Source organism: Prevotella sp. AM42-24, from assembly GCF_003461825.1.
Taxonomy (GTDB): Bacteria; Bacteroidota; Bacteroidia; order Bacteroidales; family Bacteroidaceae; genus Prevotella; species Prevotella hominis.
The window spans coordinates 1-21,033 of sequence record NZ_QTXV01000045.1 but is presented as its reverse complement, the minus strand read 5'-3'; the positions used below and the strand labels follow the sequence as shown (position 1 = coordinate 21,033).

17 protein-coding genes are annotated in these 21,033 nt (G+C 43.5%); 2 read left to right on the top strand and 15 right to left on the bottom strand.

The window, feature by feature from the left end:
• Nucleotides 1–49: 49 nt before the first annotated feature.
• From DW917_RS12215 to DW917_RS12155, 13 genes are all read right to left on the bottom strand, one after another.
• Nucleotides 50–1,642: a xylulokinase gene (locus DW917_RS12215; protein WP_118119107.1), complete on the bottom strand. Its 1,593-nt coding sequence runs from the start codon at nucleotides 1,640–1,642 to the stop codon at nucleotides 50–52.
• An 81-nt stretch (nucleotides 1,643–1,723) separates the two neighbouring features.
• On the bottom strand, nucleotides 1,724–3,265 hold the full coding sequence (gene araA, locus DW917_RS12210) for an L-arabinose isomerase (protein ID WP_118119105.1): 1,542 nt from the start codon (nucleotides 3,263–3,265) through the stop codon (nucleotides 1,724–1,726).
• A gap of 73 nt (nucleotides 3,266–3,338) precedes the next feature.
• Nucleotides 3,339–4,040: an L-ribulose-5-phosphate 4-epimerase gene (locus DW917_RS12205; protein WP_022111244.1), complete on the bottom strand. Its 702-nt coding sequence runs from the start codon at nucleotides 4,038–4,040 to the stop codon at nucleotides 3,339–3,341.
• A gap of 70 nt (nucleotides 4,041–4,110) precedes the next feature.
• Nucleotides 4,111–4,791: an NUDIX domain-containing protein gene (locus DW917_RS12200; protein WP_118119118.1), complete on the bottom strand. Its 681-nt coding sequence runs from the start codon at nucleotides 4,789–4,791 to the stop codon at nucleotides 4,111–4,113.
• A gap of 191 nt (nucleotides 4,792–4,982) precedes the next feature.
• Nucleotides 4,983–6,707, bottom strand: coding sequence for a sodium:solute symporter (locus tag DW917_RS12195; RefSeq protein ID WP_118119103.1), 1,725 nt, complete (start codon nucleotides 6,705–6,707; stop codon nucleotides 4,983–4,985).
• A 132-nt stretch (nucleotides 6,708–6,839) separates the two neighbouring features.
• Entirely contained in the window at nucleotides 6,840–8,015 is a 1,176-nt protein-coding gene (locus tag DW917_RS12190) for an aldose epimerase family protein (RefSeq protein WP_022111247.1), read from the bottom strand.
• A 311-nt stretch (nucleotides 8,016–8,326) separates the two neighbouring features.
• The gene (gene galK, locus DW917_RS12185) at nucleotides 8,327–9,487 is read right to left on the bottom strand and encodes a galactokinase (RefSeq protein ID WP_118119101.1); all 1,161 of its coding nucleotides are present in this window, start codon (nucleotides 9,485–9,487) and stop codon (nucleotides 8,327–8,329) included.
• 119 nt (nucleotides 9,488–9,606) lie between these two features.
• A complete protein-coding gene (locus DW917_RS12180) occupies nucleotides 9,607–10,932 on the bottom strand; it encodes an MFS transporter (RefSeq protein WP_118119099.1) in 1,326 nt (441 codons plus the stop codon).
• A gap of 149 nt (nucleotides 10,933–11,081) precedes the next feature.
• Nucleotides 11,082–12,167: an aldose epimerase family protein gene (locus DW917_RS12175; RefSeq protein ID WP_118119097.1), complete on the bottom strand. Its 1,086-nt coding sequence runs from the start codon at nucleotides 12,165–12,167 to the stop codon at nucleotides 11,082–11,084.
• 120 nt (nucleotides 12,168–12,287) lie between these two features.
• Entirely contained in the window at nucleotides 12,288–13,562 is a 1,275-nt protein-coding gene (locus tag DW917_RS12170; protein ID WP_118119095.1) for a folylpolyglutamate synthase/dihydrofolate synthase family protein, read from the bottom strand.
• Nucleotides 13,563–13,663: 101 nt separating this feature from the next.
• Nucleotides 13,664–14,824, bottom strand: coding sequence for a molecular chaperone DnaJ (gene dnaJ, locus DW917_RS12165; RefSeq protein WP_118119093.1), 1,161 nt, complete (start codon nucleotides 14,822–14,824; stop codon nucleotides 13,664–13,666).
• A gap of 39 nt (nucleotides 14,825–14,863) precedes the next feature.
• Nucleotides 14,864–15,520: a nucleotide exchange factor GrpE gene (locus DW917_RS12160; protein ID WP_118119116.1), complete on the bottom strand. Its 657-nt coding sequence runs from the start codon at nucleotides 15,518–15,520 to the stop codon at nucleotides 14,864–14,866.
• Nucleotides 15,521–15,661: 141 nt separating this feature from the next.
• Nucleotides 15,662–17,281 carry an ABC-F family ATP-binding cassette domain-containing protein gene (locus tag DW917_RS12155; protein ID WP_022111254.1) on the bottom strand — a complete coding sequence of 540 codons (1,620 nt, stop codon included), beginning with the start codon at nucleotides 17,279–17,281 and terminating at the stop codon, nucleotides 15,662–15,664.
• Nucleotides 17,282–17,470: 189 nt separating this feature from the next.
• Between DW917_RS12155 and DW917_RS12150 the strand changes: the two genes are divergently transcribed.
• On the top strand, nucleotides 17,471–18,403 hold the full coding sequence (locus DW917_RS12150; RefSeq protein ID WP_118119091.1) for an RluA family pseudouridine synthase: 933 nt from the start codon (nucleotides 17,471–17,473) through the stop codon (nucleotides 18,401–18,403).
• A gap of 70 nt (nucleotides 18,404–18,473) precedes the next feature.
• The gene (locus tag DW917_RS12145) at nucleotides 18,474–18,626 is read left to right on the top strand and encodes a sulfate transporter (RefSeq protein ID WP_118119089.1); all 153 of its coding nucleotides are present in this window, start codon (nucleotides 18,474–18,476) and stop codon (nucleotides 18,624–18,626) included.
• A 79-nt stretch (nucleotides 18,627–18,705) separates the two neighbouring features.
• Here DW917_RS12145 and DW917_RS12140 read toward each other — a convergent pair whose 3' ends face one another.
• Both DW917_RS12140 and DW917_RS12135 read right to left on the bottom strand, forming a co-directional pair.
• The gene (locus DW917_RS12140; protein ID WP_118119087.1) at nucleotides 18,706–19,773 is read right to left on the bottom strand and encodes a patatin-like phospholipase family protein; all 1,068 of its coding nucleotides are present in this window, start codon (nucleotides 19,771–19,773) and stop codon (nucleotides 18,706–18,708) included.
• 112 nt (nucleotides 19,774–19,885) lie between these two features.
• A complete protein-coding gene (locus DW917_RS12135) occupies nucleotides 19,886–20,551 on the bottom strand; it encodes a B3/4 domain-containing protein (RefSeq protein ID WP_118119085.1) in 666 nt (221 codons plus the stop codon).
• Nucleotides 20,552–21,033: the final 482 nt, after the last annotated feature.

Genomic DNA, 21,033 nt, shown 5'->3' with positions numbered 1-21,033 from the left:
TGCTTTTAAAAAAATACGTTTGTGAGGGAAAATCCCCCACAAACTCATTTTATTTCTTATTGGCTACAGCTGCCTGTTCGATGGCAAGACCTGCCTTATAGGTCTCAATATATGCATCGAAACCAGCTACATCTTCAGCTGTAGGTGCAATTTCTACACCAGTATTTCCTGCGAATACCTTCTTGTCGAGGTAGTCTGCAAGGCTCAATTTCTCCTCATTATTAACCAGGTAACCTGCGAGCAGGGCGATACCCCATGCACCACCTTCACCGGCTGTCTCCATCACAGAGATAGGGGAGTTGATAGCTGCTGCGAGGATGCGCTGACCTACACCCTTAGTCTTGAACAAACCGCCGTGACCTGTGATGCGATCTACCTGTACCTTCTCATCCTTGAACAATACGTCGTTACCAATCTTCAATACTGCTACAGAAGCGTAAAGGTTGGCACGCATGAAGTTGGCAAGGTTGAATTTGTCGTTGGCAGAGCGAACGAACATAGGGCGACCTTCTGCCAAACCTGTTACAGGCTCACCTGAGATATAGTTGTATGCAATCAGGCCTCCACAATCAGCATCGCCCTCGAGAGCGTGGTTGTAGAGCTTGCCGAATACTTCGTTCATATCTACCGGGACACCGAGCAACTCCTGGTACTGCTTGAACAGTCCTACCCATGCATTGAGGTCGGAAGTACAGTTGTTGCAGTGAACCATGGCTACAGGACTGCCGTCAGGTGTTGTCACCATGTCGATGACCTCGTATGGTTGGCTCAATGCTTTCTCCAATACAATCATAGAGAAAGAAGATGTACCAGCACTGACATTACCTGTGCGCTGACGAACAGCATTGGTAGCTACCATACCTGTACCAGCATCACCCTCTGGAGGACAGAGAGGAGTACCAGCCTTCAAAGTGCCAGATGGATCGAGCTTCTTTGCACCTTCTTCTGTAAGAACACCTGCGTCTTCGCCTGCATTCAATACCTCTGGGAGTATGTCAAGAATCTTCCAGCCCAAGTTCTTTGGCTCGATGAGTTTATCGAACTTAGCCACCATCTCTGCATCGTAGTTGTTGGTGTTGGAATCGATAGGGAGCATACCTGATGCATCGCCTACGCCAAGAACCTTCTTGCCTGTCAACTGCCAGTGGATATAACCAGCGAGCGTGGTCAGGAAGTCAATCTTATCGATGTGCTCCTCACCATTCAGGATAGCTTGATATACGTGAGAGATGCTCCAACGCAATGGGATGTTGAAGTGGAAGAGCTCTGAAAGCTCGGCTGCAGCCTTGGCAGTGTTGGTATTGCGCCAGGTACGGAAAGGAACGAGGATATTCTCATCCTTGCCGAAAGCCATGTAGCCGTGCATCATCGCAGAGATACCGATGGCAGCCAACTGCTCGATTTCGCAGTCGTACTCAGCCTTTACGTTCTTGCGGAGGTCAGCATAGCAATCCTGCAAGCCTTTCCAGATGGTATCGATGCTGTAAGTCCAGAGACCATCAACCAACTGGTTTTCCCACTCAAAGCTACCCTGTGCGATAGGGTTGTTGTCGGTGTCAATCAAGACAGCCTTGATTCGGGTAGAGCCAAACTCGATACCGAGAATGGCTTTACCTGATTCTATAATAGTTTTTGCGCTCATTGTTCTTTCATTCTTTAATGTAAAGAACAAAGAGAAAAGCAATAGAATTCTTCACTCTTCGTTCTTCATTCTTCACTTAAATTATCTCAACGCTTTGTTGAGCATGTAGTAAATCTCGTTGTTGCGGAGCTGCTGCTTGAAGCTGCTGATTGTTGTGTTCTTGTCGATGTTAACGAACTCGATACCCAGGATCTCGCAGAAATCTTCCCAGTACTCAGCAGTGATGTCGTAAGAGAATGCACTGTGGTGTGTACCACCAGCGAGAATCCAAGCACCTGCACCAATCTCGAAGGTTGGCTGTGGAACCCAGAGAGCAGAAGCTACAGGGAGCTTAGGCATTGCCTTTGGCTCGATGCACTCTACCTCACTTGCGATGAGACGGAAACGGTTGCCGAGGTCAACTACAGTTGCCTTTACACCCTTACCGGTCTTAGATGTGAATACGAGGCGAGCGGTCTGCTGCTTGCGGATACCGATGCCGAGGAAGTGAACCTCGAGCTTTGGCTTGTCTGTAGCGATCAATGGGCAAACCTCGAGCATGTGGCTCTGGAGGCTTGATGTGCGGTCTTCTGCAAAGTTGAGTGTATAGTCCTCAAGGAATGAACAGCCCTTCTCTAAGCCCTGGTTCATTACCCAGAGTGTGCGGTAGAGGCAAGCTGTCTTCCAGTCACCCTCTGCACCGAAACCATAACCCTCTGCCATCAGGCGCTGTGAAGCCAAACCTGGAATCTGGTCGAAACCGCAGAAGTTAGGATCGTTTACATCTGCATCGCCGAGGTCATCGAAGTTGGTGGTGAATGCTACTGCGTTCTCATCCTTCAATACGCGGCGGAGAGCGATCTCTGCCTTAGCAGCGTTCTTCACCTTCTCCCAATATACTTCCTCGCCAGACTCATCGATCTTGATGGTGTATTCCTTCTTGTACTCCTCAACGAGTGCATCTGCCTCTGCATCAGTTACCTTCTTGTAGTACTCCATGAGTGAAGATACAGGGTAGTAATCTACGTGGTAACCCATGCGCTGCTCGAACTCTACGCGGTCGCCATCTGTTACGGCTACGTTGTTCATATTCATACCGAACATCAAGCAGCGTACGTTGTGAGCATCAGCAACACCAGCTGCTACGCGAGCCCATGTAGCAATCTGCTTCTGAGCCTCTTCGCTCTTCCAGTAACCTACTACTACCTTTCTTGGAATGCGCATACGAGTGCAGATATGGCCGAACTCGATATCGCCGTGAGCAGACTGGTTGAGGTTCATGAAGTCCATATCGATAGAATCCCAAGGGAGTTCTGCGTTATATTGTGTATGGAAGTGGAGGAGTGGCTTCTCGAGAGCCTGCAAGCCCTTGATCCACATCTTGGCAGGAGAGAAGGTATGCATCCATGTGATGATACCTACACACTTGTTGTCGTTGTTGGCAGCCTTCATCACAGCCTCTACCTCTGCAGAAGAGTTTGCTGTGCCTTTGTAAACTACCTTGATTGGGATGATGCCACTGTTGTTGAGACCATCTACCATGTCCTTTGAGTGACCATCTACTATTTTAACTGTCTCACCTCCGTAAAGAAGTTGTGCACCAGTTACAAACCAAACCTCTAAATTTTCAAATGCTTTAATCATGATTGTTGTTGTTGTTATATTGTTAGTTTATTATTATCTTTCTTCTTTCTTCGGAATTTTTCTTTCTTCGGAATTACTTTTTCTTTTTCTGACCGTAGTAGGCGTTAGGACCATGCTTGCGGCTGAAGTGCTTCTCTACGAGCAGCGGATTCATGGTAGTATTTGGGTTCACGCTGAAAGAGATGAACGCCATCTTGGCTACCTGCTCTGCTACTACTGCGTGGTAAACAGCTTCGTCTGCATCTTTACCCCATGTGAATGGACCGTGGTTCTTCACCAGTACACCTGGAGTATGAACCGGGTTGATATTGTCCTTCTTGAAACGGTCAACGATCACTACGCCTGTATTATGCTCATACTCAGCCATCATGTCTTCGGTCATGGCCTCAGTGCAAGGGATGCAGTCGTGGAAATAGTCTGCGTGGGTAGTACCGATGTTAGGAATATCCATGCCAGCCTGAGCCCAAGCTGTAGCATAAGTTGAATGTGTATGTACCACACCGCCCAACTCAGGGAAAGCACGGTAGAGAACCAAATGGGTAGGGGTATCAGATGAAGGATTCAGATCGCCTTCTACTACTTTGCCTGTTTCCAAGTCAACTACTACCATGTCGCTGGCTTTCATATTGTCATAACTTACGCCTGATGGCTTGATGACAACGAGACCTTTCTCACGGTCGATGCCACTTACATTTCCCCATGTGAAGAGCACAAGGTTGTGTTTTACAAGGTCAAGATTAGCCTTGAACACTTTTTCTTTCAATTCTTCTAACATAGTTTTATGTCCTTTTTATTAATTGTTGTATATTTAGTTTCGAATAATTTTCTATCTTAATGGCTTTTTATTACTTCAGGTTGAAATACGGATCTTGTTCGTATGCTTTCTTGTTGAAGCGATAGAGAGCAGCTCCTCTTTTAGAGGATATCTTGTCGATAAGTTCGGTCTTCTCTATGAAGTCGATATCCTTGATACGCTTACGGAAGTTGCGCTTATCGATTTCTTCACCCATCACGGCCTCAAAAACATGCTGCAACTGTGTAAGGGTGAACAGTTCTGGAAGCAATTTAAAACTCAATGGCTCATTGTTGATGCGGCGGCGAATTTGTGATATGGCATTTTGAATCATCTGGTTGTGGTCGGAATACAACTTAGGGAGTTCATTCAGATTTACCCATTCCAAACCATATCTTATTCTGAGAGAATCATCATAATCTTTTACGTTGATGAGAGTGCAATAGGCGATAGAGATGACACGCTCGCCCGGGTCACGGTCAATACGACCGAATGCACCTACTTGGCGGATGTATAATCCCTTCATACCTGTCAAATCCAGAATGACACGATTGGCTGCATCTTCCAGATTTTCGTTCTGACCTACGAAGCCTCCATAGAGAGACCATTCCCCACGACCTGGATCCATCTGGCGTTTGCCGATGAGCAATTGTAACTGGCTTCCGTTGAAACCGAAAATGATACAGTCAACAGAAACGAGAACTTTGGAATGTTCGTTATAAAATTGTGTCATGATGTTTTGATTTTTGATGATTATTATCGTTTGGCTTTTTACAGCCTTTATTTCTTTGAATGTCTTTTTGAAGAGTAAAAAGTGGTTGCTTTTTTTGTTCAAGTCTGCCTCCTTCAGAACTTGCTTATAAGGAGACAGACTTGTGTGATATTTGTATTGTTCGCCAGTGACAGTCTGACGAAAATACTTTTTTACCAGAAATATGCGTAGAATGCTGCACAGAGACCGATAACTACGAGTGTACCGATGATATCGAACGCACCCCAGCTTTCACGAATAGACTTCTTGAAGTCGGATGTGAAGGTGATGGCCTCTACCTGTTCCTTGCTTGGAGCTGGTGTGAAACAACTTACTACAATCATGAAGATGATGAGGAATACGAGCAACCAGCACTCGAATACCAACCAGTTGGTCTGCCAGAACCATGCAGTGCAGTCCCAAAATGCGCCATCCATTGTTGCCTTACCTGTATCGGTGATTACATTGGTAACGAGGCGGAGCATACCGATGAGGAAACCTACAATCATGGTATATTCGCCTGCCTTTGGAGTAATCTTCTTGAAGAAAATACCCATCGCAAATACGGCTACCATAGCTGGAGCCAGGAGTGACTGGATCCCCTGGAGGTAGTTATATAAGGTGTCCATCTTCATCATGATTGGCAACCAGGCAAAACCGAGAACTACAACTACTACGGTAGCGATACGGCCAACGAGTACGTAGTGAGCCTCAGACATTCCCTTCTTCAATGGCTTGTAGAAGTCCTCGGTGAAGAGGGTTGCACAACTGTTGAAGAATGCTGCCAATGAAGCAACGAGCGCGCAGATGAAACCGATGGTTACGATTCCCTTGATACCTGCAGGAAGCACGGTCTTTACCATGATGGCGAAGGCTGCATCAGTCTCGTTCATCTGGATTGCGCCCTTCTGAGCCAAGGCTGCTGCAATCATACCTGGAATGAGGAACATGAAGCAAGGGAGAACCTTGAAGAAACCGGCTGCGATAGTACCGCGGCGGGCACGCTTCATTACCTCTACGTTGCTTTCGCCAGGAACCTGACCGAGTACACGCTGAACGATATGCTGGTCAGTACACCAGTACCAGAAACCAATGATGGTTGCACCGATAAATACTACGAAACCTGGATACTCCTGATACATTGAGTCACCTGCCTCCCAGTGGAACATGTGGGTTGTTCCGTAGCCGTTGTTCAACTTGCCGCAGTAGTCCATCATATCTGCCCAACCTGCAGAGACGCTTCCACCGCCAAGGGTAGAGAGACCGAGGAAGAGCACGAGGAACGAACCGATGACAAGGATAGGAGTCTGGATGGTTGACAAGGTCATCACACCCTTCATGCCGCCAAATACGGTGAAGATGGTGGTGAGGATAATCAAACCGATAGCACCAACCCAGAAGTTCAAACCCCAGAGATACTCGAAGAAGATACCACCAGTAAGGGCAGTAACACTCACCTTGGTAAGAATATAAGCTACGAGGGTGATGATAGAGAGCCATGAACCTGTACGCTGTGTATAACGGAACTTCAGGAAGTCAGGCATGGTGATAATCTTACCCATCTTGTTGATGAGCAACTGATAGAATGGTACGAACAACCAACCGAGGATCAGGATCATCCAACCCTGCATCTCCCAGTGAGCCATTCCGACACCACTCTTGGCACCTGTACCGGCAAGACCCACGAGGTGCTCTGAACCGATATTGGCAGCGAAGATAGCCATACCAATTACATACCATGGCTCACCCTTACCAAAAAGATAAGCAGAAGAGTCTTCGCCTTTCTGAGCCTTTCTGTCTTTCACGATCGCATGCCATACTGCCCAAATAACGCCAATTACACCTATGGCGAGTACTGTCCAATCCAGCCATACGAATTCTGTTGAATTCCAATTCATAATTTTACTATAAGATTGTTGTGTTTATTATTAATAGTTTTATCTTTCCCCTTTATAGAGTTTTCTTCTCTTTGTTGAGTTTTCAGAGCCTTTCCTTAAATGAATAAGGAAAAGGCTTTGATAAGAGGAGTCTTATTTCTTTACGCTAAATTTATAAGCAAGGTGAGAGTAGTATTTCTCGCCTGGTTTTAAGGTTGCGTCAGTCCAATCCTTTACTCCCTGTGAAATCTTGGTAGGAGAGTCTGGATATTTCTGGCTCTCGAAGCATACACTTACATGCTTAGGATACTTGATGCCATGCTTGCAAGAGATGCCTGTGCCCTGGAAGTTACCGGTATAGACTTGAATACCTGGTTCATTGGTGAATACTTCAAGCAGGATTCCACTCTTAGGAGAGTAGAGGCTGGCGCAAACAGTCTTGTCATCGCCCTTGCCATTCTTGTATGTGTTCAGGCACCAGTTGTGGTCATAACCTGTAGCATTCTTAATCTGCTCAAAGTTGTAATCCACCTTCTTGCCAATTTCTGTAGGAGTGCGGAAGTCCATAGGAGTACCTGTCACATCCTTGATTTCTCCTGTAGGAATATAGAGTTTGTCTGAAGGAGTGAACTTGTCGGCATTCACATACATAATCTGGTCGAAACCTTCCTTGGAAGGATCGCCGTTGAGATTGAAGTAGGAATGGTTGGTCATATTGATGACAGTCTCCTTATCTGTTGTTGCTCCAAATACGATATCAAGGGTGTTGTCGCTCTTGACAGTATAGGTGGCTGTTGCTGTTACATTACCAGGGAAACCATTCTCGCCATCCTTAGCATGGATAGTGAATGTAACGGATGAATCGTTTTTGGCTGTTACGTCGTAAACCTGGTTCAACCAGCCTGTGGCACCGCCACCATGCAGACAGTTGCCATTGTCGTTTGCCTTCAACTGATAGGTCTGACCATTCAACTGTAATTTGGAGTCCTTGATGCGGTTGGCATAACGACCTACAGAAGAACCATAGTCTGATGGTGAGTTGAGGGTGTCGGCATACTGGTGAATATTGTCATAACCCAATACAACGTCTGTTGGCTTACCATCCTTGTTTGGCACAGAAATGGAAACTACGCGTCCACCATAATTGGTAAGACAAACTTCCATACCCTGATTGTTCTTGAGGGTAATCAACTCCGTTTTCTTGCCGAGGACAGTTGAGTCGAAATCAGCAGGATTTAAACCAGACTGTGTGAGGTTTGAATTCTCACATGCAGAAAGCATGACTGTTACTAAGCCAGCTCCCAAAATTAGATTTTTGATATCTTTCATTTTTAGGTTGATTATTAGAAACTTTATTATTTGGGTGTAAAATTAATACTTTATCTCGAAAGTACAATACTTTTTCCTCATTATTTTTGTTTCTAAAGTGTGTTTTTAACACTATTTGTATTATCGTGGGCGGTAACAGGGATAAAATAGCTTAAAATAGTCTGTTTGTGTGTGACATGATGGAAATAAGAAAAGCCCACGAAAAACTAACCTTTTATTAGTTTTCGTGGACTTGTTTTTCTGATACATTATATATTATACTTGATATAGCATATCATGTGTATTAGTTATATAATATATTATAATGTATATTAGCAAACCTTGTGAGAACCCTCTGAGATAACTACAGGGTAAATCTCTGGAGCATGACCATACTTAGCTGTGAACTTAGCGGTAACATCTTCTACGAACTTGTCATAGATGTCATCCTTTACCAAGTTGATGGTGCAGCCACCGAAGCCACCACCCATGATACGGCTACCAGTAACACCATTCTCCTTAGCTAAGTCGTTCAAGAAGTCGAGCTCCTCGCAACTTACCTCATATTCCTTGCTCAAACCATAGTGAGTCTCATACATCTTCTGACCTACAGTCTCGTAGTCACCCTTTTCGAGCGCATCGCAGACTGCCAATACACGGTCTTTCTCGCCCAATACAAAGTGAGCGCGGCTGTAATCCTCTTCGCCAACTTCTGCACGAACCTCTTCCAACTGCTCCCATGTGCAATCACGGAGGGTTTCGAACTTAGCCTCTGGATGTTTAGCGGCGATGTGTTTAACCACATTCTCACAAGAGTTGCGACGGTCGTTGTATGGAGAACCAGCCAACTCATGCTTTACCTTAGAGTTTACCAAGCAGAGCTTGTAGCCCTGAGGGTTGAATGGGAAGTACTCAAACTCGCGGCTGTTGCAATCGAGGCGCATCAATTTACCTTCCTTGCCGAATACAGAAGCAAACTGGTCCATGATACCGCAGTTTACGCCGATATACTTGTGCTCAGTAGCCTGACCGGCCAATACGAGATCCCACTTAGAGACCTTGTTGTCACCGAAGAGATCGTTCAAAGCAAATGCGAAGCAGCTCTCAAGAGCAGCAGAAGAAGACATACCAGCACCGAGAGGTACATCACCATAGAATGCTGCATTGAAACCTTTAACGTCAACACCCAATGCCTTCATTTCCTGGCAGATACCATAGATGTAGCGTGCCCAAGAAGCACGAGGACCCTCAGGATCATTCACCTTGAATTCTACACGGTCTTTCAAGTCGATAGAGTAGAGCATTACTGTATCTGTGCCGTTAGGACGAATCTCTGCCATAATACCCTTATCTACTGCACCTGGGAATACGAATCCACCATTGTAGTCGGTGTGCTCACCGATAAGGTTGATGCGGCCTGGAGACATATAAATATTACCTGTTTTACCATCAAAGTGCTTGATGAAGCGGCTTCTTACTTTTTCGATATCCATAATTCTTATAGTTTAGATTGTTAATATTTAAATATTTAAAAGATTTGCTTTATTTAGTAAATGGCTTTCCGTAAGTTGTACTCATGGAAAGCCAACCATTATAGAGGGTATTCCTAAGATTATTCTACAGGAATATCCTTGTTGATGTTCTTGCAACCAGCGATTGCATAGAAGAACATGTAACCCATAGAAATGAGAGGTACGATGTAGCTCAACATGTAACCTGCATTATCGGCGATGAAGTTCTGTACCAATGGCATCAAACCACCACCTACTACCATCATCATGAAGATGCCTGAAGCCTGGGCTGTATATTTGCCAAGACCCTCTGTAGCAAGGTTGAAGATACTTGGCCACATGATAGAGGTGCAAAGACCGCAGAGTACCAAGAACATGGCTGAGATAGGAACTGTTACCAACTGGAATGAAGAACCTGTAAAGACAGGCATATCTACAGTTGTTGATTTGCCAAGAAGTACTGCCAAAAGAATGAACAGCATACCTGCACCATTAGCGACAATCATCATAGAACGGCTTGAAACCTTGTTGGCAATGAAGCTGGAGCACAAACGGCCCACCAACATGAGCAACCAGTATGTTCCTGCTACGAAACCACCGATAGCTGCTGCGTTTGCCAAGGCTGCGCCGTTGATGAAGCCACCACCATTGGCTGTTGTGTCTGAAATGTAGAAATTCAAAGTTCCTGGGATACCTACCTCAACACCTACATATACGAAGATGGCGATAACGCCGAGGTTGAAATGGCGGAATGCCCATGGTGAATGCTCGAATACAGTCTTGTCAGTTGTCTTACCCATCTCAGGATCCTTGATAGGGATGAAGAGCAAGCATACAAAGGCAGCTGCAAATACTGCGAGAGCGATGTAAAGTACCAAGTTGACATCTACCATCTGGGTATTGGCTGTTACTGTACCGATAAGGGCACCTACGAGCATTGGAGTTAAAGTACCAGATAAAGAATTCAGTGTACCTCCAATGAGGTTCAACTGATTACCGCGGTTACCACCGCCACCGAGAAGATTCAACATAGGGTTTACTACAGTATTCAGAATACATACAGCAAAACCTGAGATGAATGCACCGAAGAGATAAACAGAGAAGCCTGATACATCGACACCAAACTTACCTGAAAGGAACTGGATGAATACGCCGACAAAACCAGTAGCAATACCAGCAAGAGCTGTTTTCTTGTAACCAATTTTAGTCAACAATTTACCAGCAGGGATACCCATGAAGAGGTAAGCCAAGAAGTTCATGGCATTACCTAACATACCAATCATGTTGGCGCTACCGCTATCGGCAAATACGTTTTTCCAGATGACTCCGATAGGAGCAGCTAAGTTTGTGACGAATGAAATCATCGCGTAGAGGAACATCATCGTGATAATGGCAATGATGTTACCATTTTGTTTTTGGTTTTCCATTTTTTCTTTAATAGTTGATATTTAAATGTTTTGTTTATAGACTTGGAAAGGAGTGGCAGTTTTTGAGCTGCCACTCCTATGTTTAAATGTATGGTCTATCTTATAGATAAGGTTATCTTAAGGATAAGACTGAACCATACAAGTTTCTTTTATTTGTCAACACCAAACTTATAGATAGTTTTCTGTGTGTATGTTTCGCCTGGTTTCAAGCGTACACTTGGGAAATATGAGCGGTTTGGTGAGTCTGGGAAGTGTTGAGCCTCAAAGCAGACTGCACTTCTGCGTGGGAATGTTGCACCATGCTGACCCTTGATACCCTCCAGGAAGTTGCCTGTGTACATCTGCATACCCGGTTCGGTAGTATAAACTTCCATTGTACGACAGCTAACAGGATCCTTGATTCTTGCAGCAAAACTCAACTCGCCTTCTTCCTTCTTGTTGAGTACGTAGTTGTGGTCATATCCTGAACCATTCTTGATTTGCTCATTGTCTGCATTGATATCCTGACCAATCGGTTTCGGTGTGCGGAAATCAAATGGAGTGCCTTCCACCTTCAAGATCTCACCTGTAGGGATAGAAGTCTCATCGATAGGCAAATAGAAATCAGCATTTACCTCACAAATGATATTGTCAATGGTTGGTGTAGGGTTGCCGATACCTTGGATTGAGAAGAAACCGTGGTTTGTCAGGTTCACGATAGTCAACTTGTTGGTTGTAGCCTGATACTTGATAACCAACTCGTTATCGTCAGTCAAGGTGTAAGCCACCCAAACGTCCATTTCTCCTGTAAAACCTTCTTCTCCGTAAGGGCTGGTATATTTTAATACGACAGCATTTTCGCTCATGCGGGTTGCATCCCAAACGTGTGTGTGGAAACCGGTAGGACCGCCATGCAAGTGGTTCTTGCCATTGTTGCGAGCCAACTGGTATTCTTTGCCGTGTAATGTAAACTTACCGTCACAAATACGGTTTCCATAGCGACCGATGAGTACGCTGAGGAAAGGCTCAGGTGAATTGATAACATCCTGGATGTTGTCATGACCCTGGATGAGGTTAGCATAATTGCCATCTTTGTCTGGCATCATGATAGCCACAATTGCACCGCCGTAGTTTGTTACTGCAACTTCATTGCCCTGACTATTCTTCAAGATGAAGAGGTCGGTCTGCTTTCCATTTACAGTGGTCTGAAAATCTTCTCTTTTCAGGCCACAGAGGTTTTCTACTTCTGCGCTCATAATATCCTAATTTTTTAGTTACTTTATCGTTTAAGTTATTATCTACTGCAAAGTAACTAAAAAAAAATGATTATTACAAATATTTTAGCAATTTATTGATTTAAAAAAACAAAAAATAACTTATGAAAGGAAATCGGCTACAATGTAACTTGACCCTCCAACGAAGATAAAATCATCTTCAGCAGCGTCTGCCTGTGCTGCTTTAAATGCTTTATTAACAGAAGAATACACGTTTCCGTTGAGTCCTAACGAAGTGCCTAATTCCGCGATTTTTTCCACTTTTATGGCTCTTTTTGTAGTTGCTTGTGTCCAATAGTAAATTGCGTCATTTGGAAGCATTTTCATCACAGTTGTGACATCTTTGTCATCTACCATGCCAAAAACGATGCGAAGCTGTCTGCATGCTTGTGCCTTGATTTGAGGAGCCAGATATTGCCATCCGCCTACATTATGACCTGTATCGCAGATTACCAAAGGCTTGTCTTGTATCTTCTGCCATCTACCCATCAATCCTGTCAGTTCTGTTACATGGGAAATTCCATATTTGATGGATGTTCCTTTGTTCTTGATAAGTGTAAGATACTTGACGGCATTAAGGATGGTGTTCATATTCTTGGCCTGATAATCGCCGCAGAGTTCTCCTGTCAGCTTACCCCATGTACGGGTAGTGTATTCCATTTTTCCATTAATATGTTCTGCTTTCTGGACTTCCTGCTGGTTTTCATCTTGGGCGAAAATGATAGGAGAGTTTTCTTTCTGTGCCTTTTGCTGGAAAACTGGACGTGTTTCTGGAAGATCTTCTCCGATAATGACTGGTACTCCTGGCTTGATGATGCCTGCTTTTTCGCCTGCGATGTCAGCCAAAGTGTTGCCTAAGAACTGGGTATGATCCTTACTGATATTAGTGATGATAGATAGGATAGGGGTGATAATGTTGGTGCAGTCCAAGCGACCACCGAGTCCTACTTCGATAATGGCGATATCAACCTTTTGTTCGGCAAAGTACTTGAATGCCAGAGCGGTGGTCAATTCAAAGAATGATGGATGTAGAGGTTCGAAGAATCTGCGTTTTTTTTCTACGAAATCGATAATGTATTGTTCGCTGATGCATTCTCCGTTTACTTGGATACGTTCACGAAAATCTACCAGATGTGGAGATGTAAAGAGTCCAACTTTGTATCCTTCTGATTGAAGAATGGCAGCAAGGGTATGAGAGCAGGAACCTTTGCCGTTGGTACCTGCGACATGAATGCTTTTGAACTGGCGATGAGGATGTCCGAAATGCTTGTCAAGCGTTTCGGTGGTTTGCAAACCTGGCTTGTAAGCCTTGGCACCTACCTTTTCAAAAACAGGAGTGCTGTTGAACAGATATTCTATGGTTTCTTGATAATTCATTGCTTTTCTGCGTTTATTACACCTTAATTATATATATAAAGGAGCAACCCTGCCTTTGCCAGACAGGATTGCTCCTTTCATTTTTATCAATATATTCTCGTTTATTTAAAGAGGTTTTTGAAACTTTCAAAGAGAGACTTCTTGGTGGCACTATCAGCCTTGAAGTTCTCGCATTCTTTAAATTTCAAGACAAGTGCTTTTTCCTCCTTGGTAAGGGTCTTTGGTACAAATACGGTGATGTTGACGATGATGTCACCCTTTCCGTAACCATAACCCTGTACGGCAGGAAGTCCTTTTCCTCTGAGGCGCATCTGCTTGCCTGGCTGGGTTCCTGGTTCAATCTTGAGGGTAGTCTTACCATCAATAGTCGGTACTTCTACCTCTCCGCCAAGAGTTGCAGTAGTGAAATCAAGAACAAGATTGTAATACAGGTCCTGACCGTTACGCTCAAAGATGTCGCTCTTTTCTTCCTGGATAAGAACCTGAATGTCACCATTGATGCCATTATGCTTGCCTGCATTTCCTTTGCCGCGAACACTGACACACATGCCGTCTTCAACACCAGCAGGAATGTTGATTTCTACGACTTCATCACCTTTTACGATACCATCACCGCCACAGTGCTTACACTTGTTCTTGATGATGGTACCTTCTCCATGACAGTCTGGGCATGGAACCTGAGTCTGCATCATGCCGAACATAGAGCGAACGGTCTTGATAGTATATCCAGTACCATTACATGTATGGCATGTTTCTGGTTGTGCACCGCCTTCGCATCCTGTACCATGACATTCCTCACAAGTAACATCCTTGCGAATTTTGAATTTCTTGGTAACACCTGTGGCAATTTCCTGCAAAGTGAGTTTTACTTTCACGCGCAGATCGCTTCCCTGATATTGCTGGCGAGCACCGCCGCCACCAAAACCTCCGCCAAATCCGCTGAAACCTCCGCTGTGTCCTCCGAAGATGTCTCCAAACATGGAGAAGATGTCGTCCATATTCATGTTGCCACCTCCGCCAAATCCACCGAATCCACCTTGTGGACCGTCGAATCCGAACTGGTCATATTGCTGGCGCTTCTGAGGATCTCTTAAAACATCGTAAGCCTCAGCTGCTTCCTTGAATTTCTCCTCAGCCTCTTTGTTGCCTGGGTTGCGATCAGGATGATACTTGATGGCAATCTTTCGATAAGCCTTCTTGATCTCGTCATCGGATGCTGACTTATCGACGCCCAGCACCTCATAATAGTCTCTCTTAGCCATTTGCTAACTTCTGATTGAATGTTCTGAATATCAATTGATTTATTGTCCTACTGCTACTTTTGCGTGGCGGATCACTTTGTCGTTGAGGGTGTAACCTGTCTGTACGCAGTCGATGACCTTACCTTTCTTGTCATCGCCCATTCCCGGAACCATAGCGATGGCCTCATGGAAATCTACGTCAAAGTCCTTGTCTGTAGTCTCTATCTTCTTTACGCCTAATCCTTCCAATGTCTTGATGAATTTGTTGAAAATCATCTGAACACCTTCTTTGATAACCTTAGGGTCTTCACTCTTATCAGCAATGGCACGCTCAAAATCATCGAGTACTGGCAAAATGGCTGAAATTGTTTTTTCTCCGCCATTGAGCACCAGTTCTGCTTTCTCTTTGAGAGTGCGTTTGCGATAGTTTTCAAACTCAGCAGTCTTGTAGAGCAATTGCTTCTTGAGGTCTTCCACTTCTTTTTGAGCTTTCTCAAGTGGATCCAATTCTGTTTCTTCTGCCTTTTTGTCGGCAGCATTGTTGTCCTCTGTCTTTTTGTCAGCATCGCTGTCAGATTCGTTCTCTGCACCCGCATTTTTGTCAGACTGGTTGTCTGCAGCATGGGTGTTTTGCTCCTGCTCATTGGATACTTGCTCGTTGTGAGCCTGCTCCTCGACGTTGCCGTCTTCTATATTTATATCTCTTTCTTTAGACATAGTTGTAAATTTACTTTTGATTTTTTTTAGAATCTTCATGACAAAAAGTGTGCCAACCTGAAAAGGCTGGCACCTATTATATATGTATGTATATAAGACTTCTCGTTTGTCTTTGCAATATTCAATCCTGTATGAGCAGGATTACTGCAATCCGTACATCTTAGCTTTTTGCTCCTTGATAGCCTCGTCGTAGATATACTCGTCGTAAGACATGAGTTTGTCGATTGTGCCAGATGGAGTCAGCTCGATGATGCGGTTTGCTACGGTGTTGATGAACTCGTGGTCATGGCTGGCAAAAAGAATATTGCCCTTGAATGCCACCAAGTTGTTGTTGAAAGCCTGGATACTTTCCAAGTCCAAGTGGTTGGTTGGAGTATCAAGAATCAGACAGTTGGCATTCTGCAACTGCATACGGGCAATCATACATCTCATCTTTTCACCACCGGAGAGTACGTTTACTTTCTTCAGTACTTCCTCACCGCTGAAGAGCATTCTGCCCAAGTAGCCCTTCATGGCTACCTCATTACCTGGACCATATTGGCTCAACCAATCTACCAGGTTCTTATCGCTTTCAAAGAACTCTGTATTGTCGAGTGGGAGATAGGCTGTTGTGATGGTAACACCCCACTTGTATTCACCTGCATCAGCCTTTCTGTTGCCATTGATGATTTCAAAGAGAGCGGTCATCGCTTTTGGATTATGAGAGAGGAATACTACCTTTTCGCCCTTTTCGATATTGAAGTTTACGTTATCGAAAAGTACAGTTCCGTCCTCGTCGCATGCCTTCAAACCTTCTACCTCAAGAATCTGATTTCCTGGTTCACGGTCCATCTGGAAGATAATGCCAGGATATTTACGGCTTGATGGGCGGATTTCCTCAACGTTGAGTTTCTCGAGCATCTTCTTACGAGAGGTAGTCTGCTTACTCTTTGCAACATTGGCTGAGAAACGGCGGATGAATTCTTCCAACTGCTTTTTCTTCTCCTCAGCCTTCATCTTCTGGTTTTGAGCCTGACGGAGAGCCAACTGTGAACTTTCATACCAGAAAGAGTAGTTACCGGCAAACATGGTTACCTTTCCAAAGTCGATATCCACGGTCTGGGTACTTACTGAGTCGAGGAAGTGACGGTCGTGAGATACAACCAATACGGTTTGCTCGATGTTGCTTAAGTATTCTTCCAACCATTCTACAGTATCGAGGTCGAGGTCATTGGTAGGCTCATCAAGGAGAAGGTTGTCTGGGTTTCCAAAGAGAGCTTTTGCCAACATGACGCGCACTTTCTCTGTGTTAGAGAGTTCACCAACAAGCTTGTTGTGCTGTTCCTCTTTTACGCCAAGATTCTGAAGAAGTTGTGCTGCATTGCTTTCGGCCTCCCAACCATTCATTTCTGCAAACTTCAACTCCAGGTCTGCAGCTCTGTTACCGTCTTCTTCTGTCATTTCAGGTTTTGCATAAAGGCGCTCACGCTCCTTCATGTTTTCCCAAAGAGGCTGGTGTCCCATCAAGACGGTGTCCATTACACGAAATTCGTCGTATTTAAAGTGGTCCTGCTCCAAGACAGAGAGACGCTCGCCTGGTCCCATTTCTACACTACCCTTATTTGGCTCAAGATCGCCACTGATGGCTTTGAGCAAAGTTGATTTACCTGCGCCGTTGGCACCGATAATACCATAGATGTTACCATGAGTGAACTTGAGGTTTACATCCTTGTAAAGAACTCTTTTTCCGAATTGGATTGCAAGATTTGTTACTGTGATCATTATTAATTAATACCTTTTCTTTTTTAATTTTGGCTGCAAAGTTACGAAAAAATATTTGAATATCAATACTTTGATGATAAAACTTGCTTAATTTTTAGTTAAAATGTCACAGAGGCTTGGTGGTGTTGTCAAAAAGAAGTACTTTTGTATTTTAAAACATTTGAAAATTGAAAATAATAGAAATAGAATATGGCGCATCAAAGCAATAAATGGCAGAAAAGTGCCAACCAAAGGGGAAACTATGGCGTTCCTAACGAATATGCTCACTATGTAGTCGGAAAACCGGCTCCGCTCCTGGAATGGCTTCTTGAAAATGTCAAAGGGGAGAGTAAAACCAAGATTAAGTTGACTCTCCAGGGACGAGGTATTAAAGTGGATGGTAAGATCATTACGCAGTTTGATTATGCGCTGCGTCCTGGTATGAAAATCTCAGTCAGCAAAACTAAGAAAAACAATGATAAGTTTAAAAATCGATTTGTTAAGATAGTTTACGAGGATAGGTATCTTGTCGTTGTTGAGAAAAACGTGGGTATCTTGAGTATGGCTGCTGGGCATTCTACGCTGAATGTGAAAGCTGTTCTGGATGACTATTTCCATAAGTCACGTCAGAATTGTCAGGCACATGTCGTTCATCGCCTTGATCGTGATACTTCTGGTCTGATGATTTATGCGAAGGATAAGCAGACTGAACTTGCTTTGGAGAATGATTGGCACAACAATGTTTATGACCGTAGATATGTAGCTGTTGTCTCTGGAGAGATGGAGGAAGATGAGGGAACGATTGTTAATTGGCTCAAGGATAATAAAGCTTATATTACATATAGCAGTCCTACTGATAATGGAGGTAAATATGCTGTAACTCACTTTCATACGCTCACTCGTTCGACTGATTATTCTTTGGTAGAGTTTCGCTTAGAGACTGGTCGTAAAAATCAGATTCGTGTGCATACTGCTGATATGGGACATCCTGTCTGTGGGGATATAAAATATGGCAATGGAGATGATCCTTGTCATCGTCTTTGTCTTCATGCATATGTGCTCTGTTTTTATCATCCTGTAACTCATCAGCCTATGGAGTTTGAAACTCCTATTCCTGCTGAGTTCCGTAAGGTTTTTAAGTAAAAATATGGTAGGGCTTTTATGAAGTAATGAGTCTCGATTTTAGTCTTTTTAAATAAATTATAATAGTAAAATGGATGATTTCGGATATTATATTTTTGCCTTGGTTGTGCTGGTCGTTGGTTTCTTGATTGTAAAGAAAGTTGCAACATGTTTGGTTAAGACTATTATCGGCATACTGGTATTAGCAGTTTTGGCTGGTATCTATTGGGTGTATGTTGCGTAAATAAGTTTTGGAGTTTTTGTGTCAGATATAGCAGAAAAGCGTTGCTGTAGCCAAAATATTTGGTAACAGCGACGCTTTTTTATTTGTGTTGCTTTTGTATTTTCTTATTGATTTTCAAGAGTTCTTTCATGGCCTTTTTTCCAGATTCTTCTCCTTTTTCTATCATCTTTATTACTTTTTTATCGCTGAAGCTGGCTGCGGAAAATCCTTTTAAATCTGGATTGATATAAACGTTGATATGGCGGAGATTTTCTTGGTATTGGCTGAGGTCTGGACGCTGGGTTATCCAATGGAGGAGTTGCCCCATGAATTTCTCTGCATTTTCATACTTTTTGGCTTTCCGTTCTCTTTTCCAGGCTTTACTGTCTTCATGTTTCTTAACCGTTAAGTCAATGGCTATCACAATATCTGCTCCCATATCAAGCACCACATCTACGGGAAGATTATCCACCAGTCCGCCATCTAATAGTTCAATTCCATTGATATCGATGGCTTTGAATGCACCTGGTATTGCCATACTGGCTCGCATGCTTCTTGCTAAATTGCCGTTCTTGAGTATCACTTTCTGCCGGTTGATATAGTCGGTTGCTACGCATCGGAAAGGGATGGGTAAACTATCGAAGGAAATACTATCTTGTTGGTGGATAGAATCTCCGTATTGAAAACTTTGCTTGTTTGTTATAGTGAGCTTGGTTGTTATCATAGAATCGAGTAGGGCGAAGATCTTATCACCTCGTATCATACCTACGGATTTGTCAATCAACTTGCTTCCCTTTCTGGCTATCGGGAACCCAAACAGGTATGTGACGCCATTCCGCTTAACAATGGGTTTTTCGCAGATTTCCATGTTGCGGTCTGTCAGCAAATTCATCCATTCCTGAGATCTGAACATACTGTCAAGTTCTTCACTTCTGTAACCGCAGGCATAGAGACCGCCAATGATGCTCCCGATACTGGTTCCTGCGATATAGTCTATTGGAATGCCAGATTTCTCAATATATTTCAAGGCTCCTACTGTGGCAGCACCTTTTGCACCGCCACCACCCAAGACAAGTCCTATTTTGGGACGTTCTTCCAGGTGTTTAGCCTCTGTGCTGCCTATACCTATTATATATATAAGGAGACAACTTAATAGGAAAATTTTCATGAATGTCCTCATTGCTTTAGTTTTTGAAGAAAAATGCCAATATTGGAATGACCTTATTTGTATTCTTAGGAACAGTCTGGAAATCTGAGATTATTTATTTCTCTGAGATTATCTATTTGTAGATGAAATAAGTTCCTCCGTCGCTCATGCAGTATTTCTTGAGTAGAGTTTGGATGTATTCGGCATTTGCTCGAACGTTAGCTTCATTTCCATCATATCCATTGATAAGCACGATGAGATGGGTGGTATTCATTTCCATCTTCGTTCGTTCATTATCGCTTGTTGGTGTGCCAACTCCTCCTATTTGGTCTCTATATACAGGTAATCCTTCTATATTAATAGTTCCTCTGCCTATACCTTCATAAGGTTCGCCGGCTTTTCCCACTCCCAAGGTTAGGGTATCTCCTTGAAATTTGTCAGCGTCAAAACCGCCGATGCTGTAGCCATAGGCTATGCTGGCTAAGTTTACGAGATCCACAAGTGTATCTCTCTGGTAAAGTTCCTTGCCCTGTAATAAGCGGCGGATTAATGCTTCTGAGGCAGGGCGATAGCGGGATGGATCCTTGCCACAGGAACGATATACCTTACGGGTAGCAGCTATGCCGCTCATGTCTTTAAGCGATTCTGTTGTCAGTTTCTGTTTGTATCTTCTGCCCAGTTCTTCGATTTCATCCCAGAGTTCTTGGCAGTATTGTGTATTTACAACGGAAGCTTCTACGCATGCACCGACAAAAGAAGGGCATACTGATTCTATTTCGGGTGATACTATGATTTTCATATGAATGTATTTCTGTTAATTGTTCTACTTATCCTTGGTGCAAAGTTAATATAAAAAATCAGAATCTGCAAGAATAAAAAATAAATTATAGCAAATTCTTAAGTTGTTTTCTCATTTTTCTCATTTAGTATTTCATGGAAAAGACTAATTTGTGACTTGTTTTGCAAGCGTACTAAATGAGACAAGCGTATGTAGCAAGCGGTAAAAAGTTTGTATATGGCTTGCTGCGGTTTGTTGTATTACGTTATTACATATTATAATATATCTGCCCATACTTTTATTTTTCCCTGCCCAGGCAATAATTTTTCCGTGGGCAGGGAAAAATAAAAGTGGGGTGTTCCTTTGAGAATGGGTACTGTTAGGATTGCGTTTTTTATGAAGATTGGTAAAAACATAAAAGCGTAAAAAATAGACTATAATAAGATATAATCGTATGTTTGTAACCTGTTGGCGGAATTAAAAAACCGCCTGAAAATTAGTAT

Coding starts and splice junctions, on each gene's coding strand:
- DW917_RS12215 (WP_118119107.1), bottom strand. CDS start 1,642: ATGAGCGCAAAAACTATTATAGAATCAGGTAAAGCCATTCTCGGTATC.
- araA (WP_118119105.1), bottom strand. CDS start 3,265: ATGATTAAAGCATTTGAAAATTTAGAGGTTTGGTTTGTAACTGGTGCA.
- DW917_RS12205 (WP_022111244.1), bottom strand. CDS start 4,040: ATGTTAGAAGAATTGAAAGAAAAAGTGTTCAAGGCTAATCTTGACCTT.
- DW917_RS12200 (WP_118119118.1), bottom strand. CDS start 4,791: ATGACACAATTTTATAACGAACATTCCAAAGTTCTCGTTTCTGTTGAC.
- DW917_RS12195 (WP_118119103.1), bottom strand. CDS start 6,707: ATGAATTGGAATTCAACAGAATTCGTATGGCTGGATTGGACAGTACTC.
- DW917_RS12190 (WP_022111247.1), bottom strand. CDS start 8,015: ATGAAAGATATCAAAAATCTAATTTTGGGAGCTGGCTTAGTAACAGTC.
- galK (WP_118119101.1), bottom strand. CDS start 9,487: ATGGATATCGAAAAAGTAAGAAGCCGCTTCATCAAGCACTTTGATGGT.
- DW917_RS12180 (WP_118119099.1), bottom strand. CDS start 10,932: ATGGAAAACCAAAAACAAAATGGTAACATCATTGCCATTATCACGATG.
- DW917_RS12175 (WP_118119097.1), bottom strand. CDS start 12,167: ATGAGCGCAGAAGTAGAAAACCTCTGTGGCCTGAAAAGAGAAGATTTT.
- DW917_RS12170 (WP_118119095.1), bottom strand. CDS start 13,562: ATGAATTATCAAGAAACCATAGAATATCTGTTCAACAGCACTCCTGTT.
- dnaJ (WP_118119093.1), bottom strand. CDS start 14,824: ATGGCTAAGAGAGACTATTATGAGGTGCTGGGCGTCGATAAGTCAGCA.
- DW917_RS12160 (WP_118119116.1), bottom strand. CDS start 15,520: ATGTCTAAAGAAAGAGATATAAATATAGAAGACGGCAACGTCGAGGAG.
- DW917_RS12155 (WP_022111254.1), bottom strand. CDS start 17,281: ATGATCACAGTAACAAATCTTGCAATCCAATTCGGAAAAAGAGTTCTT.
- DW917_RS12150 (WP_118119091.1), top strand. CDS start 17,471: ATGGCGCATCAAAGCAATAAATGGCAGAAAAGTGCCAACCAAAGGGGA.
- DW917_RS12145 (WP_118119089.1), top strand. CDS start 18,474: ATGGATGATTTCGGATATTATATTTTTGCCTTGGTTGTGCTGGTCGTT.
- DW917_RS12140 (WP_118119087.1), bottom strand. CDS start 19,773: ATGAAAATTTTCCTATTAAGTTGTCTCCTTATATATATAATAGGTATA.
- DW917_RS12135 (WP_118119085.1), bottom strand. CDS start 20,551: ATGAAAATCATAGTATCACCCGAAATAGAATCAGTATGCCCTTCTTTT.